16 protein-coding genes are annotated in these 16,855 nt (G+C 34.3%); 5 read left to right on the forward strand and 11 right to left on the reverse strand.

Annotation, left to right across the window (positions count from 1 at the left end; all coding sequences use genetic code 11):
- The first annotated feature begins 22 nt into the window (after window positions 1-22).
- The gene (locus tag A6I66_RS08080; RefSeq protein WP_067147521.1) at window positions 23-865 is read left to right on the forward strand and encodes an aminotransferase class IV; all 843 of its coding nucleotides are present in this window, start codon (window positions 23-25) and stop codon (window positions 863-865) included.
- On the opposite strand, the gene A6I66_RS08085 is transcribed toward A6I66_RS08080, so the two are convergent.
- The 5 genes from A6I66_RS08085 to A6I66_RS08105 form a co-directional block, all read right to left on the reverse strand.
- Window positions 862-1,422, reverse strand: coding sequence for a YqgE/AlgH family protein (locus tag A6I66_RS08085; RefSeq protein ID WP_067147524.1), 561 nt, complete (start codon window positions 1,420-1,422; stop codon window positions 862-864). The two genes, A6I66_RS08080 and A6I66_RS08085, sit on opposite strands and share 4 nt — an antisense overlap.
- A gap of 122 nt (window positions 1,423-1,544) precedes the next feature.
- On the reverse strand, window positions 1,545-1,817 hold the full coding sequence (locus A6I66_RS08090) for an HU family DNA-binding protein (protein ID WP_067147527.1): 273 nt from the start codon (window positions 1,815-1,817) through the stop codon (window positions 1,545-1,547).
- A 190-nt stretch (window positions 1,818-2,007) separates the two neighbouring features.
- Entirely contained in the window at window positions 2,008-2,955 is a 948-nt protein-coding gene (fmt, locus tag A6I66_RS08095) for a methionyl-tRNA formyltransferase (protein ID WP_067147530.1), read from the reverse strand.
- Between the two features lie 30 nt (window positions 2,956-2,985).
- Window positions 2,986-4,893 (reverse strand): RecQ family ATP-dependent DNA helicase, encoded by a 1,908-nt coding sequence (locus A6I66_RS08100; RefSeq protein ID WP_067147532.1) that lies wholly within the window; start codon window positions 4,891-4,893, stop codon window positions 2,986-2,988.
- Between the two features lies 1 nt (window position 4,894).
- The gene (locus A6I66_RS08105; protein WP_067147534.1) at window positions 4,895-5,434 is read right to left on the reverse strand and encodes an AAA family ATPase; all 540 of its coding nucleotides are present in this window, start codon (window positions 5,432-5,434) and stop codon (window positions 4,895-4,897) included.
- A 179-nt stretch (window positions 5,435-5,613) separates the two neighbouring features.
- On the opposite strand from A6I66_RS08105, the gene A6I66_RS08110 reads away from it, so the two are divergent.
- The 3 genes from A6I66_RS08110 to murA all read left to right on the forward strand — a co-directional run bounded on the left by A6I66_RS08110 (window position 5,614) and on the right by murA (window position 7,943).
- Window positions 5,614-5,907 carry a DUF493 family protein gene (locus tag A6I66_RS08110; RefSeq protein WP_067147537.1) on the forward strand — a complete coding sequence of 98 codons (294 nt, stop codon included), beginning with the start codon at window positions 5,614-5,616 and terminating at the stop codon, window positions 5,905-5,907.
- Between the two features lie 66 nt (window positions 5,908-5,973).
- Window positions 5,974-6,627 carry a DUF4290 domain-containing protein gene (locus A6I66_RS08115; protein WP_067147540.1) on the forward strand — a complete coding sequence of 218 codons (654 nt, stop codon included), beginning with the start codon at window positions 5,974-5,976 and terminating at the stop codon, window positions 6,625-6,627.
- Between the two features lie 5 nt (window positions 6,628-6,632).
- Complete coding sequence (gene murA, locus A6I66_RS08120; RefSeq protein ID WP_067147543.1) at window positions 6,633-7,943, forward strand: UDP-N-acetylglucosamine 1-carboxyvinyltransferase; 1,311 nt, start codon at window positions 6,633-6,635, stop codon at window positions 7,941-7,943.
- Window positions 7,944-8,147: 204 nt separating this feature from the next.
- On the opposite strand, the gene A6I66_RS08125 is transcribed toward murA, so the two are convergent.
- On the reverse strand, window positions 8,148-8,363 hold the full coding sequence (locus A6I66_RS08125; RefSeq protein ID WP_067147546.1) for a hypothetical protein: 216 nt from the start codon (window positions 8,361-8,363) through the stop codon (window positions 8,148-8,150).
- 358 nt (window positions 8,364-8,721) lie between these two features.
- Here A6I66_RS08125 and A6I66_RS08130 point away from each other — a divergent pair, with 358 nt between their 5' ends.
- Window positions 8,722-9,573: a DUF2911 domain-containing protein gene (locus A6I66_RS08130; RefSeq protein ID WP_067147549.1), complete on the forward strand. Its 852-nt coding sequence runs from the start codon at window positions 8,722-8,724 to the stop codon at window positions 9,571-9,573.
- 111 nt (window positions 9,574-9,684) lie between these two features.
- Here A6I66_RS08130 and A6I66_RS08135 read toward each other — a convergent pair whose 3' ends face one another.
- From A6I66_RS08135 to A6I66_RS08155, 5 genes are all read right to left on the reverse strand, one after another.
- Window positions 9,685-10,671 (reverse strand): Gfo/Idh/MocA family protein, encoded by a 987-nt coding sequence (locus A6I66_RS08135; protein ID WP_067147552.1) that lies wholly within the window; start codon window positions 10,669-10,671, stop codon window positions 9,685-9,687.
- On the reverse strand, window positions 10,640-12,361 hold the full coding sequence (locus tag A6I66_RS08140) for a sodium:solute symporter (RefSeq protein WP_067147555.1): 1,722 nt from the start codon (window positions 12,359-12,361) through the stop codon (window positions 10,640-10,642). The genes A6I66_RS08135 and A6I66_RS08140 overlap by 32 nt, the downstream gene beginning before the upstream one ends.
- Window positions 12,362-12,483: 122 nt before the next feature.
- Entirely contained in the window at window positions 12,484-15,000 is a 2,517-nt protein-coding gene (locus tag A6I66_RS08145; RefSeq protein WP_067147558.1) for a PIG-L family deacetylase, read from the reverse strand.
- 547 nt (window positions 15,001-15,547) lie between these two features.
- A complete protein-coding gene (locus tag A6I66_RS08150; RefSeq protein ID WP_067147561.1) occupies window positions 15,548-15,799 on the reverse strand; it encodes a hypothetical protein in 252 nt (83 codons plus the stop codon).
- Window positions 15,800-15,946: 147 nt separating this feature from the next.
- The gene (locus tag A6I66_RS08155) at window positions 15,947-16,765 is read right to left on the reverse strand and encodes a hypothetical protein (protein ID WP_067147564.1); all 819 of its coding nucleotides are present in this window, start codon (window positions 16,763-16,765) and stop codon (window positions 15,947-15,949) included.
- Window positions 16,766-16,855 lie beyond the last annotated feature (90 nt).

Here is a 16,855-nt window from a genome sequence, read left to right on the forward strand (position 1 = left end):
AACGTCGTAAGCGGGATTTTTTATGACAAATTTTAACGGAACACTTTTAGACGGCAATGCTTTTTTATCAATTAAAAATAGGGGATACGCTTATGGCGACGCTATTTTTGAAACCATAAAATCGAGTAGCGGAAAAATTTTGTTTTGGGAAGATCATTATTTTCGTTTGATGGCTTCTATGCGCATCATGCGTATGGAAATCCCGATGACTTTTACCATGGAGTTTTTAGAAAGTGAAATTCAGAAAACCCTTGAAGCTAATGGTCTTCAAAAGCAATCTGCCCGTGTTAAACTGAGTGTGCATAGAAATGAAGGTGGTCTTTATACACCACAAACCAATCAAGTGAGTTTTGTGATTGCTACCGATGCGCTTGCTGAAAGTTTTTATACCGTTTCAGAGGGGTTATATCAGGTTGATTTGTTTAAAGACTATTACGTGTCGCCAAGTTTATTATCGACCCTTAAAACAAATAATAAGGCTTTAAATGTGGTGGGTAGTATTTATGCTAAAGAGAACGATTTGGAGAATTGTCTTTTACTAAATACCAATAAACAAGTTGTTGAGGCCTTAAATGGAAATATCTTTCTTGTTAAAGGGAACACCATAAAAACACCACCATTAACAGATGGATGTTTAAAAGGGGTTATGAGAACACAACTTATTGAAATTATTAAAGCACTTCCGGAGTATGAATTGGTGGAAGATTCAATTTCACCTTTTGAACTTCAAAAAGCAGATGAAATGTTTATTACCAATGTTATGGTTGGTATACAGCCCGTGAGTAAATATAGAAAGAAAACCTTTGCTAATGACATAGCAAAAAGTTTGCTTCAAAAACTAAATGTGAAAATTCGTTTGAATTAGTTGTAACTCGGGTTTTCAGGGGCGTTAGACCAAATACTATATTCACCTCCAAATTCTAACATTTTTTCTTTCCAAAAAGATTCATAGTCTTTTTCGATGATATCCTTTTCGTAAATGTTTTCCGAAACCACCCAAGAATGTGATTTTAACTCCGAGTCTAATTGATTGGTGTCCCAACCAGAATAACCTAAAAAGAAACGAATATCATTTTCGTTAATGACATTCCCTTTTATAAGTTCTGCAACACGATTAAAATCTCCGCCCCAATAAATACCTAAAGAAATTTCAATGCTATTAGGGATGAGTTGAGGTATTTTATGGATGAAATATAAATTGTCTTGTTCTACAGGACCACCATTATAAACTTTAAAAGTAGCCTGAACTTCTGGGATTAATTCATTAATTGTATAATCTAGGGGTTTGTTGAGAATAAAGCCTATGGACCCTTCTTCCGAATGATCAGCTAATAAGACTATAGAACGGTTAAAAGAAACATCACCAATAATTGCAGGTTCTGCAATTAATAAATCTCCTTTTTTGGGTTTTATTGTCACCATATGTCGAGGAATTTAGTAACTAAAACTAATATTAATTTATTAATAATGCAACTCTTTTAGCGATATATAAAGAAAAAGCCTCCATTTTGGAGGCTTTTTGTAAGATATAAAGAAGTAAATGATTAGTTTACTGCGTTTGATAAATCAGAACCAGCTTTAAACTTTACAATGTTTTTAGCTGCAATTTTGATAGTTTCTCCTGTTTGAGGGTTTCTTCCGTCTCTAGCAGCTCTGTTAGAAACTGACCAAGAACCAAATCCTACTAAAGAAACTCTATTTCCTTTTTTTAAAGCTCCTTCAATTTCAGTTAACGCACATTCTAAAGCTTTTTTTGCAGCAGCTTTAGTGATTCCTGCGTGTTCTGCCATTGCGTCGATTAAATCTGTTTTGTTCATAATGTATAATTTAATTATTAATAAAAGTTGGATAACATTTTTGTTTAAATCCTTTACAAATTTATACGGATTATCAAATCATGCAAGTAATAGCAAGGGAAATGCCTAGATTTGTTAATAACTTAGTGCATTTGTTAATAAAGACGATGTTGTTTATCGGATATTTGACAATATCAATGGTAACAAGGGTTTACAGCATTTTTGCGTTTTCTTCAAAAGTATATCCATTTAAAAGCGACGGAATGTCCATGGCGCGTTTCCCAGGAAGCTTAATTTCTTTCAAAATAAGGTAACCTTCTGTTACTGCTACTTTTAACGTTTTTTTGGTGGCCACAATGGTTCCGGTGCTTAAATTGTGGTCTTCTATTTCTTTTTCAGTAGCATAAATTTTAACATCTAGTTGCTCTTCTCCATTAACTAAAGTACACCATGCTGCAGGGTAGGGGCTTAAGCCACGAATATGATTGAAAATAGCGTCAATAGGAGCATTCCAATTAATTTTACAATTCTCTTTGTTGAGTTTATAGGCTGTTTTTATGTCTTCTGAAATGATCTGTGGCATTGTTGTAACCTCATTTTTTTCTATGGCGTTAACAGTCTCTACTACCAACTGGCTTCCTGTAAGCATGAGTTTATCATGAAGACTTCCTGCATTTTCATGAGCATCGATAGGTACTTTTTCTTGCAAAATCATATCACCAGTGTCAATTTCTTCATCAATAAAGAAGGTAGAAACCCCAGTTACTGTTTCGCCATTTATAATCGCCCAGTTTATAGGGGCTGCACCACGGTAGTTAGGAAGTAGCGAGGCGTGTAAATTAAAGGTGCCGTATTCAGGCATTTGCCAAACCACTTTCGGAAGCATTCTAAAAGCAACTACAATCTGTAAATTCGCATTTAATACTTTTAATTCCTCTAAAAAATCTTCGCTCTTTAAATTCGTAGGTTGTAAAACTTTTAAATTTTGAGAAAGCGCATATTTTTTCACAGCACTTTCATTGAGTTTTCTCCCACGTCCTGCAGGTTTGTCTGGTGCTGTAATGACCCCAACGATATTTTTATGATGTTCTACTAAGGTTTTTAAGGTATCTACGGCAAAATCTGGGGTGCCCATAAATACGATTCTTAAATCTTTCATTTCTGATGTCTTTATTATTGGATCGTCATTTTATAAATGACTTAATTTATATGTGTTCTTCTGTGTGATGCTAATAATTTGATGTTCCAAAAGTAGTTTTAAAACGGACTTTAAGTCGTTTTCCGAACAATTAATGGCTTCTAAAAGTGCTCTTGAAGAAAAATCGCCAGATTCTAAAACACCAATAACCCGTTTTTTGAGTTCCTGAAGGTCGGATGCCGCAGTCTTTTTGTTTTTCTTTTGTATACACACCGAGCAAATGTTACAATCTTCAATATCTGTTTCACCAAAGTAGGAGAGCAGTTGGACGCTTTTACATATCGAATCATTTTCAATATAATCGAGCATGGCCTTTACTTGATTTTGTTTCAGTTTATTTTGTTGCTTAATTATTGGAGCAATTCTGTTGATGGTTTTTTCATCTTCCCGAGGTTCAATAAATGTGACCTGAGCATCGGTTTTTGCTAGGTTTAAAGTGATGATTTCATCGTCTTCAAGCTGTTCCAAGGTGCTTATTAACTGAAATTCATGAATCGATGCTTTTTTAGCCACCTTTTTTAAATCTATTTTAGTCGGATTGTCGAAAATACCGCCATACATTCTTAAAATCGATTTTACAATAATTCCGTAGTCTTCATGTGTGTCTAAATAATTAAAAAGCGCATTGTTTGAAATGATAAATTGTAAGGTGACTTTATTTTTGAATTGTTTAGATAACGTAATAACACTGTTTCTGTCTAAGAAAAGCAGGGCATTATAGCATAAAACGGATGGAAATTGATAAGTCTTACAGAAACTATTAAAATCAAAATCGAAGGTTTCGTATTCCCCTTCACCATATGAGATTTGGAAATAACTACACAGCTTTCTATACACTTGTTTGATGAAATCAACATCCGGAAGCGTGCTTAAAAATTGGTTTTTAACCATGGCTTCATCGCTGTTGTTTTTTAATATCACAGCAAAAGCCTTGTTGCCATTTCTTCCTGCTCGGCCTGCTTCTTGGAAGTAGCTTTCTATACTTTCCGGTAAACTGAGATGAATAACGGTTTTTACATCGGGTTTGTCGATCCCCATGCCAAAGGCATTTGTGGCTACCATAACCTGGGATTGGTTTTGCAACCAAGCCGTCATATTTTTATCCTTTTCATCGTTGTTTAATCCGCCATGATAAAAAGTAGCACTTATGTTTTTAGATTTTAAGAATGCCGATATTTCAATAGTCGCTTTTCTATTTCTAACATAAACAATGGAAGGAGCAGGATTCTTTTTTAAAATGGTTTCCAATCGGTAATGTTTATCATTTTCATGAAAAACCATATATGCCAGATTCGTTCTTAAAAAGGAATTTTTAAAAATTTTAGGCTGAATAAAATCAAGTTCTTTAACGATATCGTTTATAACTTCTGGTCTTGCTGAAGCAGTTAGGGCCACAACATTGGCCGAGGGACGTAAACGCCTTAGCAAGGTTATGTTTTTATAGGCGGGCCTAAAATCACTGCCCCATTGAGAAATACAATGTGCTTCATCTACGGCAATTAAATTCACATTCATGAGTCGTATACGATCCTGAACGAGCTCTTGCTGCAAACGTTCTGGTGATAAATAGAGAAATTTGTAGTTGCCATAAATACAATTGTCTAGCATCGTGTCCAACTGGCTGTAACTAATCCCGCTGGTAAGTGCCATGGCTTTAATCCCTTTTTCATTCAAGGCTTGTACTTGGTCTTTCATTAAGGCAATTAATGGCGAAACCACAATACAAATGCCTTCTTTGGCTAAGGCCGGAATTTGGAAACATATAGACTTCCCACCTCCTGTTGGTAACAAAACGAAAGTGTCTTCACCTTCTATAACCGCATTGATAATAGCTTCCTGTTCGGGTCTAAAACTGGTGTAATTCCAATAGCGTTCTAATATGTTTATAGGATGTTCCAAATTAGAGATTTATGGATTTTAAGATGAAATCCGTGCGATTTTCTACGGTATCGAAAGGTACATCAATTAAATTGTAGTGATAAGATTTATAAGTGTTTACAATATGTTTATGAATGCTTTCGGCTTGTTCAAAAGTTTCATAGCGTTCGCTGTCACTCGTATAAATGGTAGCCCAAGGTTTTAAAATAAAAACAAGGTCATATTTTATGTTTTCGCAAGCATTTTTAAATGCGATGGGATAACGGTCTCCTATAAAATCCATATAAGCCAAGACATCATGAACACCGCGATCGAAAAAAATAGTTTTATCCTTTTGGATTTCAGCGTCTTTATATTGCTGAAGCCTGCCTTTAAGCAGCATATCACTAAACATGAGCGGATTGCTTAAAAATAGCTGATCGATGCCCTTTTTTTGGGCTTCAATAATAACCTGACGAGAAATTTCTTCCATACAAGGAAATCCTCTTTTAATCAATTCATTAATTAATGTTGATTTTCCTGTGCCAGGACCTCCCGTTATTAGAATTTTTTTCGTGTTCAAATCGGCGATATTTGTTGTAAAAATCGGAATTTAGCGGCTATAAAAAAAATTGAAATGCACCTTAGCTATTTTTATTAGCCAACTTCTCCTTATCTTTTTGGTTTTATTGAAGAATTCATCAAGAAAATCATAGCGATAAGAATAGATGATATTGTATATTTGTATAAGAAAAAAAGCCTATGAACCCAGCTCCTAATTCAGAAGAATTTTATAAAAAATTAAAAGAACAATTATACGATACAGCACAATGGCCATCGGAATATCTATATAAATTTATAGTCCTTTCAACTCCTGAAAAAATACTTCAAATAGAAAATATTTTTGATAATTTGGGAGCAGTAATTGATACAAAAGAGTCCAAAAATGGGAAATATACGAGTGTTTCAATTAATGTTAGTATGAAAGACCCTGAAGCTGTTATTGCCAAGTACAAAGAAGTTGCAGAAAATGTTGAAGGCGTTATAAGTCTTTAGTTTTTTTTTGTACTTTGCGCATGCAGAAACACTTCATGCAATACAATAAAACTCTACACATTTATTTTGATTGATAATTTAGAATATAACACAGAGCGTGAACATTTAATCATTCCGGAGTACGGAAGGCATATGCAGAAAATGATTAATTACGCCAAATCCCTAGAATCCAAAGAAGAACGTAATAAAGTCGCAAAAGGTATTATTGCGGTCATGGGAAATATGCAACCGCATTTAAGAGATGTTCCAGATTTTCAACATAAGCTTTGGGATCAAATGTTTATCATGTCTAATTTTGAATTAGATGCCGATTCACCTTACCCTATTCCAACAAAGGAAATCTACGAAGAGCGTCCTGAACCGTTAAGATACCCGCAAAATTTCCCTAAATACCGTTTTTATGGAAATAATATTAAAACCATGATTGACGTGGCTAATACTTGGGAAGACGGAGATTTAAAAGAGGCTTTAATTTATACGATTGCAAATCATATGAAAAAGTGTTTTTTAAACTGGAACAAAGATACGGTTGAGGATACTGTGATTTACGATCATTTATATGAACTTTCTGGTGGGAAAATTAATTTGAAAAACTCGGAAGAAGATTTGTCAGATGCTAATAGTTTGATGCGTTCTAAAACGAAGTTTACAAGTAATAACACCAAGAAAACCCATCATAAGAAGAATAATTCTAATAACCGACAAAGAAAACGCTATTAAATTCCATGGGAACATTTAAAATTGAAGGCGGTCACCAATTAAAGGGAAGCATACAACCTCAAGGTGCTAAAAACGAAGCTTTACAGATTTTATGTGCTGTTTTATTAACACCTGAAGTAGTTACAATTCATAATATTCCAAATATTATTGATGTTAACAAGTTAATGGCGTTGCTAGAACACCTCGGTGTTAAAGTTAATAAACTAGGCAAGGGCTCTTATACTTTTCAAGCCGATGAGGTCAATTTAAAATATTTAGAATCCGATCAATTTAAAATTGACGGCCGTGGTTTACGTGGTTCTATCATGATCGTTGGTCCGTTATTAGCCCGTTTTGGCAAAGGTTACATTCCTAAGCCTGGTGGTGATAAAATTGGTCGTCGTCGTTTAGATACGCACTTCGAAGGACTTATTAATTTAGGCGCGAAGTTTAGATATAGTAAAGAAGAACAGTTTTATGGTGTTGAAGCCGAAAAATTAAAGGGAAGATTTATGCTTCTTGAAGAGGCTTCGGTTACTGGAACTGCCAATATATTGATGGCAGCTGTATTAGCTGAAGGAAAAACAACCATATACAATGCCGCTTGCGAACCTTATTTACAGCAACTTTGTAAGATGTTGAATAGAATGGGGGCTAAAATTAGTGGTGTTGGTTCTAACCTGTTGGAGATTGAAGGTGTTGAAAGTCTTGGCGGAACCGAGCATACCATGCTTCCTGATATGATTGAAATTGGAAGTTGGATTGGTTTAGCAGCGATGACTAAAAGTGAACTTACTATTACCAATGTATCTTGGAATGATTTAGGGTTAATTCCAGAAACGTTTAGAAAATTAGGAATTACTGTTGAAAAGCGTGGTGATGATATTTATATCCCTGCTCATACCAACGGTTATGAAATACAAAGTTTTATCGATGGTTCGATTTTAAGTATTTCTGATGCCCCATGGCCTGGATTTACTCCAGATTTATTAAGCATCATATTGGTTGTTGCTACCCAAGCTAGAGGTAGTGTTTTAATTCATCAAAAAATGTTTGAAAGCCGCTTGTTTTTCGTGGATAAACTCATAGACATGGGGGCAAAAATTATACTTTGTGATCCGCATAGAGCTACGGTTATTGGTCATGATTTTAAATCGACTTTAAAAGCAACAACAATGACGTCGCCAGATATTCGGGCGGGAGTTTCATTGTTAATAGCAGCACTTTCAGCGAAAGGCACATCGTCTATTCAAAACATAGAACAGATAGATCGCGGATATGAAAATATCGACGAACGTTTACGTGCTATTGGAGCTAAAATAGAACGTGTAGAATAAAAAATACACCCAAAATATTTATACAGAATTTAGACTTGTTTTATTAATTTAAAGCAAGTCTTTTTTTTGTCCATCATACAAGGTTTGTAAATGAACTATAAAATGGATTTATGAAGTAGGTTGAGGGGCGTGAAGGATGAATACGTTAAAACAGGTCATAAAAAACCCTTGCATAATAAAAAATTAGCAAGGGTGTAATTTTTGTTAAGGTCTACCTTTTAACCTTTTTTCAATTTTTTGTTTAATCGCCGTCAAACGTTTCATAAGATCCATAATTTCAGGATCTTTTTCTTCTTTATAAATGGTGTTTAAACTTAATATTAGGTCTTTTACTTCTCTTGAGGATTCAATGCGCTCACTAGTCGTTTTAAACGTGTGTTTACGTTGCTCGAATTCTAAAGCTCGGTCAATTATCTCCATACGGTGTATTTAATCTTTAATCAATTTTAAGGGACGTGACGAGTAGTTTATCATCACAATTTGCCAATATAATGAAATATATGAAATTTTCGATTTTTATCTCAAATAATTATAAAAATTTTAATACTCTGAGAACAAAAGTACTTGTTTTTTCGTTTTTTTTAATTTATATAGCCCAATTTCCAAATTTTGAAACTTGTGATACATTTAGACTTAACATCAAGCAGGATTGCAAATTATAGAGGTTTTTGTAGGTGTAAAGCGTGTAAATAGTCTATTTTTATGTTTTTGTTAACAATAATCGAATTTTCGATACTTAATTTTATAGCTATTGAAAAATTCAAAAAAAACAATCTAAATGAAAAAATTACTATTACTTTTTATGGCTTGTGCTACAGTGTATACTGTTAATGCTCAGGTAAACACACCGCAATCAAGCCCTGCAGCAAAACTTGAACAAAAAGTTGGGTTAACCGATGTAACTCTTGAATACTCACGCCCAGGCGTAAAAGACCGTAAAATCTTTGGTGATTTGGTGCCATATGGTAAAGTTTGGCGTACAGGTGCTAATAAAAATACCATTATTACTTTCAGTACAGACGCAACGATCTCAAATTATAAAATTAAAGCAGGTTCTTATGCGATCTTTACAGAGCCAGGAGAAAGTCTTTGGAAAGTGTATTTTTATGCAGATACCGAAAACTGGGGTACTCCTAAAAAATGGGATGAATCTAAAGTAGTGGCTGTAACTTCTGTAAAAGCTCACGAAGTGCCTTTTAATGTAGAAACGTTTACATTAGATATCAATAGTATCACTAATGGAGGGGCTAATCTTGAACTTATTTGGGAAAAAACATACATCGCTATTCCTTTTACAGTACCAACTGATGATGCTGTTTTAGCAAGTATTAATGATGTGATGAGTGGTTCACCTAAAGCAAGTGATTATTATGCAGCTGCTTCATATTACTTACAAGAAAGTAAAAATCCAAAACAAGCTATGGAATGGATTGACAAAGCGGTAGACATGACTAAAGAAAAACCGCTTTTTTACTATTTAAGAAAACAATCTTTAATTCATGCTAAAGCTGGCGATTCAAAAGGAGCCATTGCAGCAGCGAGAAAATCATTAGAATTAGCTAAAATTGCAGGTAATGATGATTATGTTAAAATGAATGAGGATTCTTTAAAAGAGTGGTTGGGCGAGTAGTTTCAAACCATACTTTGAATAAAGATTATTAAAAAATGGCTGTCCTAAGTTTTTAAGACAGCCATTTTTCTGTTTCAATAAAAACTAAATTGCTACAACAAATACTTTGTACTAGTACTCCAAATTTATAAGTGCTCTTATCTTATCCAGAGTGCTTATCAGTTGTTTGCTAAATGCGAACGTCATAACATCACTTTCAGTTTTTCCTTGACGCAGTAAATTGTTAAAGTGGATGGTTTCGTAATTGTAGCCTATGGTTTTGTAATCAAAATCTAAGGTCTTTTCCTCCTTTTCTGTGTATAATGTAATTGTTGAAGGTTGATGAAACATGGTGTTTAACTTCAGTGTAGCCTTTTCAAAGTTAAAAATAGCTTCCGTTTTTAAATCTTCAACCAAGGAACTTTTTAATTCTGCAATAGCACCGTCTTCATATTTAAAAGTCATATCACAAGAAGCGTCCGCGCCGTTTTTAAAATATGTGGCTTCAGCTTCAATCTTATGGGGAAGTCCTAAAGTCGATAAAGCGGCGAAAATAGGGTAGATGCCTATGTCTAATAAACTACCACCACCTAAGGATTTATTGAAGAGTCTCGAACTATTATCAAAATCTCTATAAAACCCGAAATCAGCTTCAAGTTTAAGCAACTTGCCATAAGTGTTGTTTTTTACCGCATCTAAAACAAATTGGTAGTGCGGCAAGAAGTAGGTCCAAAGTGCTTCCATTAAAAGCACGTTTTTAGATTGGGCTATAGTAATCATGGTTTCGACTTCCTCCGCATTCATGGCGAATGGCTTTTCACAGAGTACGGCTATACCATGCTCTAAACATAGTAAGGTGTTTTCTTTGTGCAAAGCATGTGGTGTTGCGATATAAACCGCATCGATATTGTCGTCTTTTGCTAATTGCTCATAGCTATCGTATGTTTTAGTTGCATCGTACTTTTCAGCGAAATCTTTTGCTTTTTCAATACTTCTAGAGGCTACAGCATACAATTTTGCCCCCGGCACAGTTTGTAGGTCTGTGGCAAATTTATTAGCGATTTTTCCAAGGCCAATAATGCCCCAGTTAATTATTTTCTGATCTGGTTGCTTTGTCATTTGGTAATACGGATTGAAGGATACATGCCAAGGTAATAACGATTAGGCACCCTACAAAATTTAACCATAAAAAAGGCAGGTTAATGTATTCATATTGATTAAGTAAAAACAAAGCGATTACTATTATTTGGGTGATTAAGGCTCCTATAAAAACCGCATTACCTTTAACAAACTTGAAGAAAAAGGCTAGTAAGAATATCCCCAATACATTACCATAAAATATAGAACCAATAATGTTAACTAGTTGAATAAGGTTTTCAGCTAGGTTCGCCACACAGGCAATACCAATGGCGATTAATCCCCAACCAAAGGTGAACCATTTTGAGGCTTTAACCATAGCTTCTTCAGATTTTTCGCTTGTATTACGTTTGTATAAATCCATGGTTGTTGTTGAGCCTAAAGCGTTTAATTCGCTGGCCGTACTAGACATGGCAGCACTTAAAATTACAGCCAATAACAAACCAATTAATCCCCGTGGTAAATTGTTCAAAATAAAATGTATAAAGACATAATCTTTATCGTTGCTTTCAACTTTAACACCTTGACTTTGTGAGGCCTTATCAATTAAAACTTTAGCCTCATTTCTAATATCTTCTTCAGCTTCATTTGCTATTGATATGTATTTTGATGCCGTTTCGTCTTGAGTTGTGATAAACGATTGTATAATTTTTTGTTTATCATCAAACACTTGAGTTTGTTCCTTTTGAAGTGTTTTGTAGTCGTCAGCATATTCCGAATTTAAAACCAATTCGGTTGCTGTAGGGTTGAAGTTAATAGGGGAGTTGTTAAATTGATAAAACACAAAAACCATAACCCCAACAAGAAGGATAAAAAACTGCATCGGTATTTTTAAAATACCGTTAAAAATGAGTCCCAGTTGCATTTCTTTTACCGATTTACCTGAGAGGTAGCGTTGTACCTGACTTTGGTCGGTTCCAAAATAAGAGAGCATTAAAAAGGTACCACCTATAATACCGCTCCAAAAGGTATAACGGTTATTCAGATCGAATGAAAAATCAAGCACCTCCATTTTACCACTAGCTCCAGCGATTTCTAAAGCTTTTGTAAAAGTGATGTCTTGCGGAAGTTTATCTACGATCAAGAAAAAAGCCACTAACATACCAATAAAAATAACGACCATTTGGTGTTTTTGAGTAACGTTAACAGCTCTGGTTCCCCCAGAAACGGTATAAACGATAACCAATAAGCCAATGATGATGTTTAGGGTGAGTAAATCCCAGCCTAAAACAACCGATAAAATTATGGCAGGAGCAAAAATGGTGATGCCGGCAGCCAACCCTCGCTGAATTAAAAATAGAATAGCTGCTAAGGTTCTGGTTTTTAAATCGAATCGATTTTCTAAAAACTCATAGGCTGTATAAACTTTTAATCGATGATATAGCGGAATAAAAACCATGCAAATAACCACCATGGCAATAGGTAAGCCAAAATAGAATTGTACGAATCCCATGCCGTCATTAAAAGCTTGTCCTGGTGTCGATAAAAAGGTAATCGCACTGGCTTGTGTTGCCATAACCGATAAACCAATGGTCCACCATTTAGAGGTATTCCCGCCACGAAGATAATCTGTTACGTTTTTACTGCCTCTTGTTTGCCAAGTTCCGTAAGCGACAATAGCTATCAGGGTAGAGCATAGTACGGTCCAGTCAATCCAACTTAAAGTTTGCATATTTTAAAAGGATTTTGTGATGAAGTAAAACGCAATGAAATATAGTACATTGACTATTAAAACAACAGAATATAAGGCTAGCCAAGTTTGTTTTGGTGGTTCTTCGTTATTCATAAGTTGGTTTATTTTTCGGTTTGATTAAGGTCTTCTTTGCCTAATGAAAGCATATTTGCGAACAAACGATAGGCTCCAGAAACACCTGATGGAAATTCTCTAAAAAAGCTGAGTCCTGTGTAAATATAGTAGCCTTTACCATATTTCGCGACAAGTAAGCTTCCTTTTTTATCGGATTCCTTTTTATCGTGGATTTCTAAAATAGGGGTGAATTCCTTGCCCCAGCCATTCGGAAAATATAATCCGCGTTCTTGCGTCCAGCCTTCAAAATCTTTTTGAGTGATTTTATTAGGGTAATTTAAAACGGGGTGTTTCGGACTTAAAAAGCGAACTTTAGCATTTTCATCGGTAACACGGTCTCTGGATAAAGTTAATTTATAAGGTGCGATGTTGTCTACCTTTAAACGGTGACTCGTATTGTACTGTACAATCATATTTCCGCCTTGAGCTACAAAATCAAAAAGCGTTTGCTGTTTAAACTGTAAGTCATCTAAAGTATTGTAAGCACGAATTCCAACAACAACAGCATCAAAATGACTTAAGCTTTCTGCGGAAATTTCAGCAGGTGTTAAAAACTGAACCTCGTATCCAATTTGTTCGAGACTCTCAGGAACCACATCACCGGCACCTTGTATGTAAGCGATATGTTTTCCTTTTTTCTGAATATCCAAACGCACAACTTTTGTTTCATTAGGTAATATAACGGTTTGTTTAGGAATGTGGCTATAATCAATTTCTATAAGCTCTTTGTTGTAGGCCTGATTTCCAACGAAAACCACAGGGCTAATATAGCCTTCATTGCCATTTTTAGGCGGTGTTATCGTGAAATTAAAGCTTTGCTCTTCGCCTTTATGAATAATAGATACGGGTTGTGATTTAGGAAATACTTGCCAACCTTCTGGATGTTCAATTTCAACAGAGCCTTTCAAATTGTCATGTCCGGCTTTTACAATGACTTGGATATTTCTTTTGCTATCGGAATTAAAAATGATGACTTTTTCTGTAATACTAGCTGAAGCTTCTGGGATGATTTCAAACGGACGATACAATTCGCCTTTATCGGGTTCGGAGTAACGCTGAACCACTTCTTTTGAAATACTTACAGGCACATTATTGATGAGTAAATTAAACTTTACCTCGTAAGCTCTAGGGGTTTCTGGAAGGCCAATTAAATCTTTGTTATCCACGTGATACATACCAAGGCTTCCCTTTTTGTTGAGCCAGTATGGTGTTGTTGGTTGCTGATTTTCTTTAATATTTAAAACTTCTTCAAAGTTGTATTTTATGTTATTCTTTAAGTCGATGTTTTTTGAAACATTAAGTTTTTCTGAAGTTTCAAAACTGAGTAAACGCATCGGTATGTCACTTCGGTTAAGCACTTCGATGTTAATTTTTACAGCTTCGCTAGGCGTGGCCCAATTGGTTTCTGCCGAAGCTTCTAAATACAAACCAGCACACATTTCTATTATATGAATGAGCTCTTTAGATTTTTGATTTTTCCAATGTTCATTATCTACTTTTTGAAGCAGTTGATAGGTTTTAACCAATTGCGGAATATGTTCTGAAGGGTTTTTAAAATTGAAATCTTTTTCTACAGCGTACAAAATCTCGCCAATGGCTTGTCCGCCTTTAATGCGGTTCCATGTGGTATCAATGCCTTCAAAAATGTTGTCATTATCTTTTAATGGATCACCTTTAAGAAATTCTACATATTCTTTTTGAGTGCCTCGCTGGGTTAAATTACCAAATCCTTGACATAAATGCTGACTCCTAGCAATGGCAGCCACTTCGTTGTTAGACATGCCTTTAAGCGGGTAAAAAGTACCTATGTCGAAACTAATCATATCACTTTTATCGGCCGCATCGAATTTATCTTGTCCCCCATAAAACCAATGGCTCGTATTAAAAAATAAGCGTTTAGGTTGCCAAGCGGTGGTTCTATCTAATTGTTCTGGGAAAGCCGTTTTATCGTTAGCTAACTCAAAGGCTTCAACGCTTAGCATGGCCGATCCTGTGTGGTGACCATGGGTAGTACCAGGGCTTCTATGGTCAAAACGGTTGATAATGATATCGGGTTGAAATGTTCTAATAGCCAAAACGACATCGCTTAAAACCATGTCCTTATCCCAAATTTCAAAAGTTTCATCAGGATGTTTGGAGTAGCCAAAATCGTTGGCTCTTGTAAATAGTTGTTCACCGCCATCAACACGTCTGGCAGCAAGCAATTCCTGAGTTCTTAAAACACCTAGTAATTCTCTTATATCGGATCCTATTAAATTCTGACCGCCATCACCACGAGTTAAAGAGAGGTAAGCAGTTCGTGCTTTTAAGTGATTAGACATGTATGCGATTAGTCGCGTGTTTTCGTCATCTGGATGCGCTGCAACATATAAAACAGAACCTAAAAAGTTGAGTTTTTGTACGGATTCGTAAATTTCAGAAGATGAGCTTTTTATAGGTTTCTGTGCGTAGGTAATTAATAGCGTTAGTAAAGCTATTGCAAAAGAAAGGCGTTTTTTGTTCATTTTGGTTATTCGCTAAAAAATCAAATATACCAAAGTTGATGCTGCGTTAAAAGGTTTTAGTGTTTCTTTAACGGTTCGGGTTGGGAGAGTTGTAAAGCTGCAAAGTTTCAAAGAAGAATTAAAGTCCTTGTTGGCATTTCGATTTTCATTCAACTTATACGCAATTGCAAATTATTTCAAATAAAGCTCTTTAAAATATTCGAAGCGTTTTCCAGGAATTATCATTTTCCAAATATCTTTTTTGGGAATTATATTTTTATCTGACAGTCTTTTACCGTCCACATAAGTTCTGAAAATAAATAAGTAAACAAATAATAATCCTACTAAATATGTTGAATTTATTGAGCTGGATTTAATTAACCAGATTATGAATGTAAAAGGTATTAAAATAGTTAGATAATAAACGAAGATATTTTTCATAGGTTGCTGTAGTTTATTTCCATTCCTATTACGTGAGTAACTGTGAAATCAATTTGGGTTTAGGTTTTTAGCTCCATTTTCGGATTGTCTCATCAAGTGAGCTAAAAATCAACGTAATATAATAAAATTACTCTTTATTATATTTCTTATGTTCAATGTTTTTGGTTTTCAAAATGCCGTAAAACTTTCTAGGCGAGATTTTTAAGTCTTTGGTGATGTCACTTACTTTTTTCTGCCCTTTTTTATACAACTTTAAATTATCGTTTACTTTTTTATTAAAGTAGTGTTTTTCTAGTTTCTCAATAACTTGTAATTCAGTGAGGTTTGAGTCCTTTGCATATTTTTCAATTTCAGATTTAAGGTCTTTTAAACTACTCATATGTTTTGTTTTTAAGGGTTATGCTTAATGAAGACTAACGTATTTAATGAGCTAATTTACTAAATAAAAACCGATTAAAAAATCCGAAAGGATTTTTGTGAGTAGACTAGAACTAGTAATAAATTATATCCGTGTTGTCCAAGGTTTTTATTTTAAATTGTGTAAGATTTTCCAGTCTTCGTTTTGTTCATTAGATAAAGATTTGAAAATCATAAACCCAAATTCTGCGATTAAATTTATTTGTTTTTTTGTTTCTTCATATGTCATTATTAATTTCCAAGAACCCTGAATTTCCTCGTGTGAAAAGAATGTCTTATAAATGAACATTTGATTTTTACTAAAATTTAGCTTTTTTGTATCTAATAAGTGAAGTGAATGTACAATTGAATGTCTAACATTTGTAATTACATAATACCAATCATTCAAATTTATATCAGTATTATTTAGATTCTCAGATTCTTTATAGTTAGGACTAATTTCGCGTAATAGTTTTAATAACGCTGTATTATTCTTTGATCTGTAATATTTTCGTAGAAATTCTTTTTGATCAGTTAAGAGTTCTTTTTTAACTTTTAAATGTTTTTGGTATGTAGGGTATACGTTAAGGAATTCTCCAATTATATTGAATAAAAAACTTTCCAATATTTCGTAACAATTTGCTAAAAAAGTCATTCCATTTTGAGAAATTAAAGTATCTATGCTTTTTATCATCTCTTCTTGACCTTTAATTTCTATTTGAAACTCAGTAGGATAGTTTAATTTCCAGCCGTTAGCACTTTTTCCTGTTAAATCACCAATAATCAACTTAGTTCCTATGAAAGGCTCAATACCTGAATTTGATTCATTCTTTTTCTCAATTTGTTTTATCGTATTGGACAAATGGACTTTGGTCTGATAATGTAAGGATTCATACAAAGCTATTTTATTCAAAAAGTCATCAATTTCCTTTTTTAACGGATTTGTCATTTTCTGTGTTTTTCTTGACTAACGATAAATTTTGATCTAAATATGTCTTTGAAATTCAGCCGTTAGCTAATGGGATTATTCGGATAGTTT

Origin of the sequence: Pseudotamlana agarivorans, from assembly GCF_001642835.1 — a bacterium.
In the GTDB taxonomy this organism is placed as follows: Bacteria; Bacteroidota; Bacteroidia; order Flavobacteriales; family Flavobacteriaceae; genus Pseudotamlana; species Pseudotamlana agarivorans.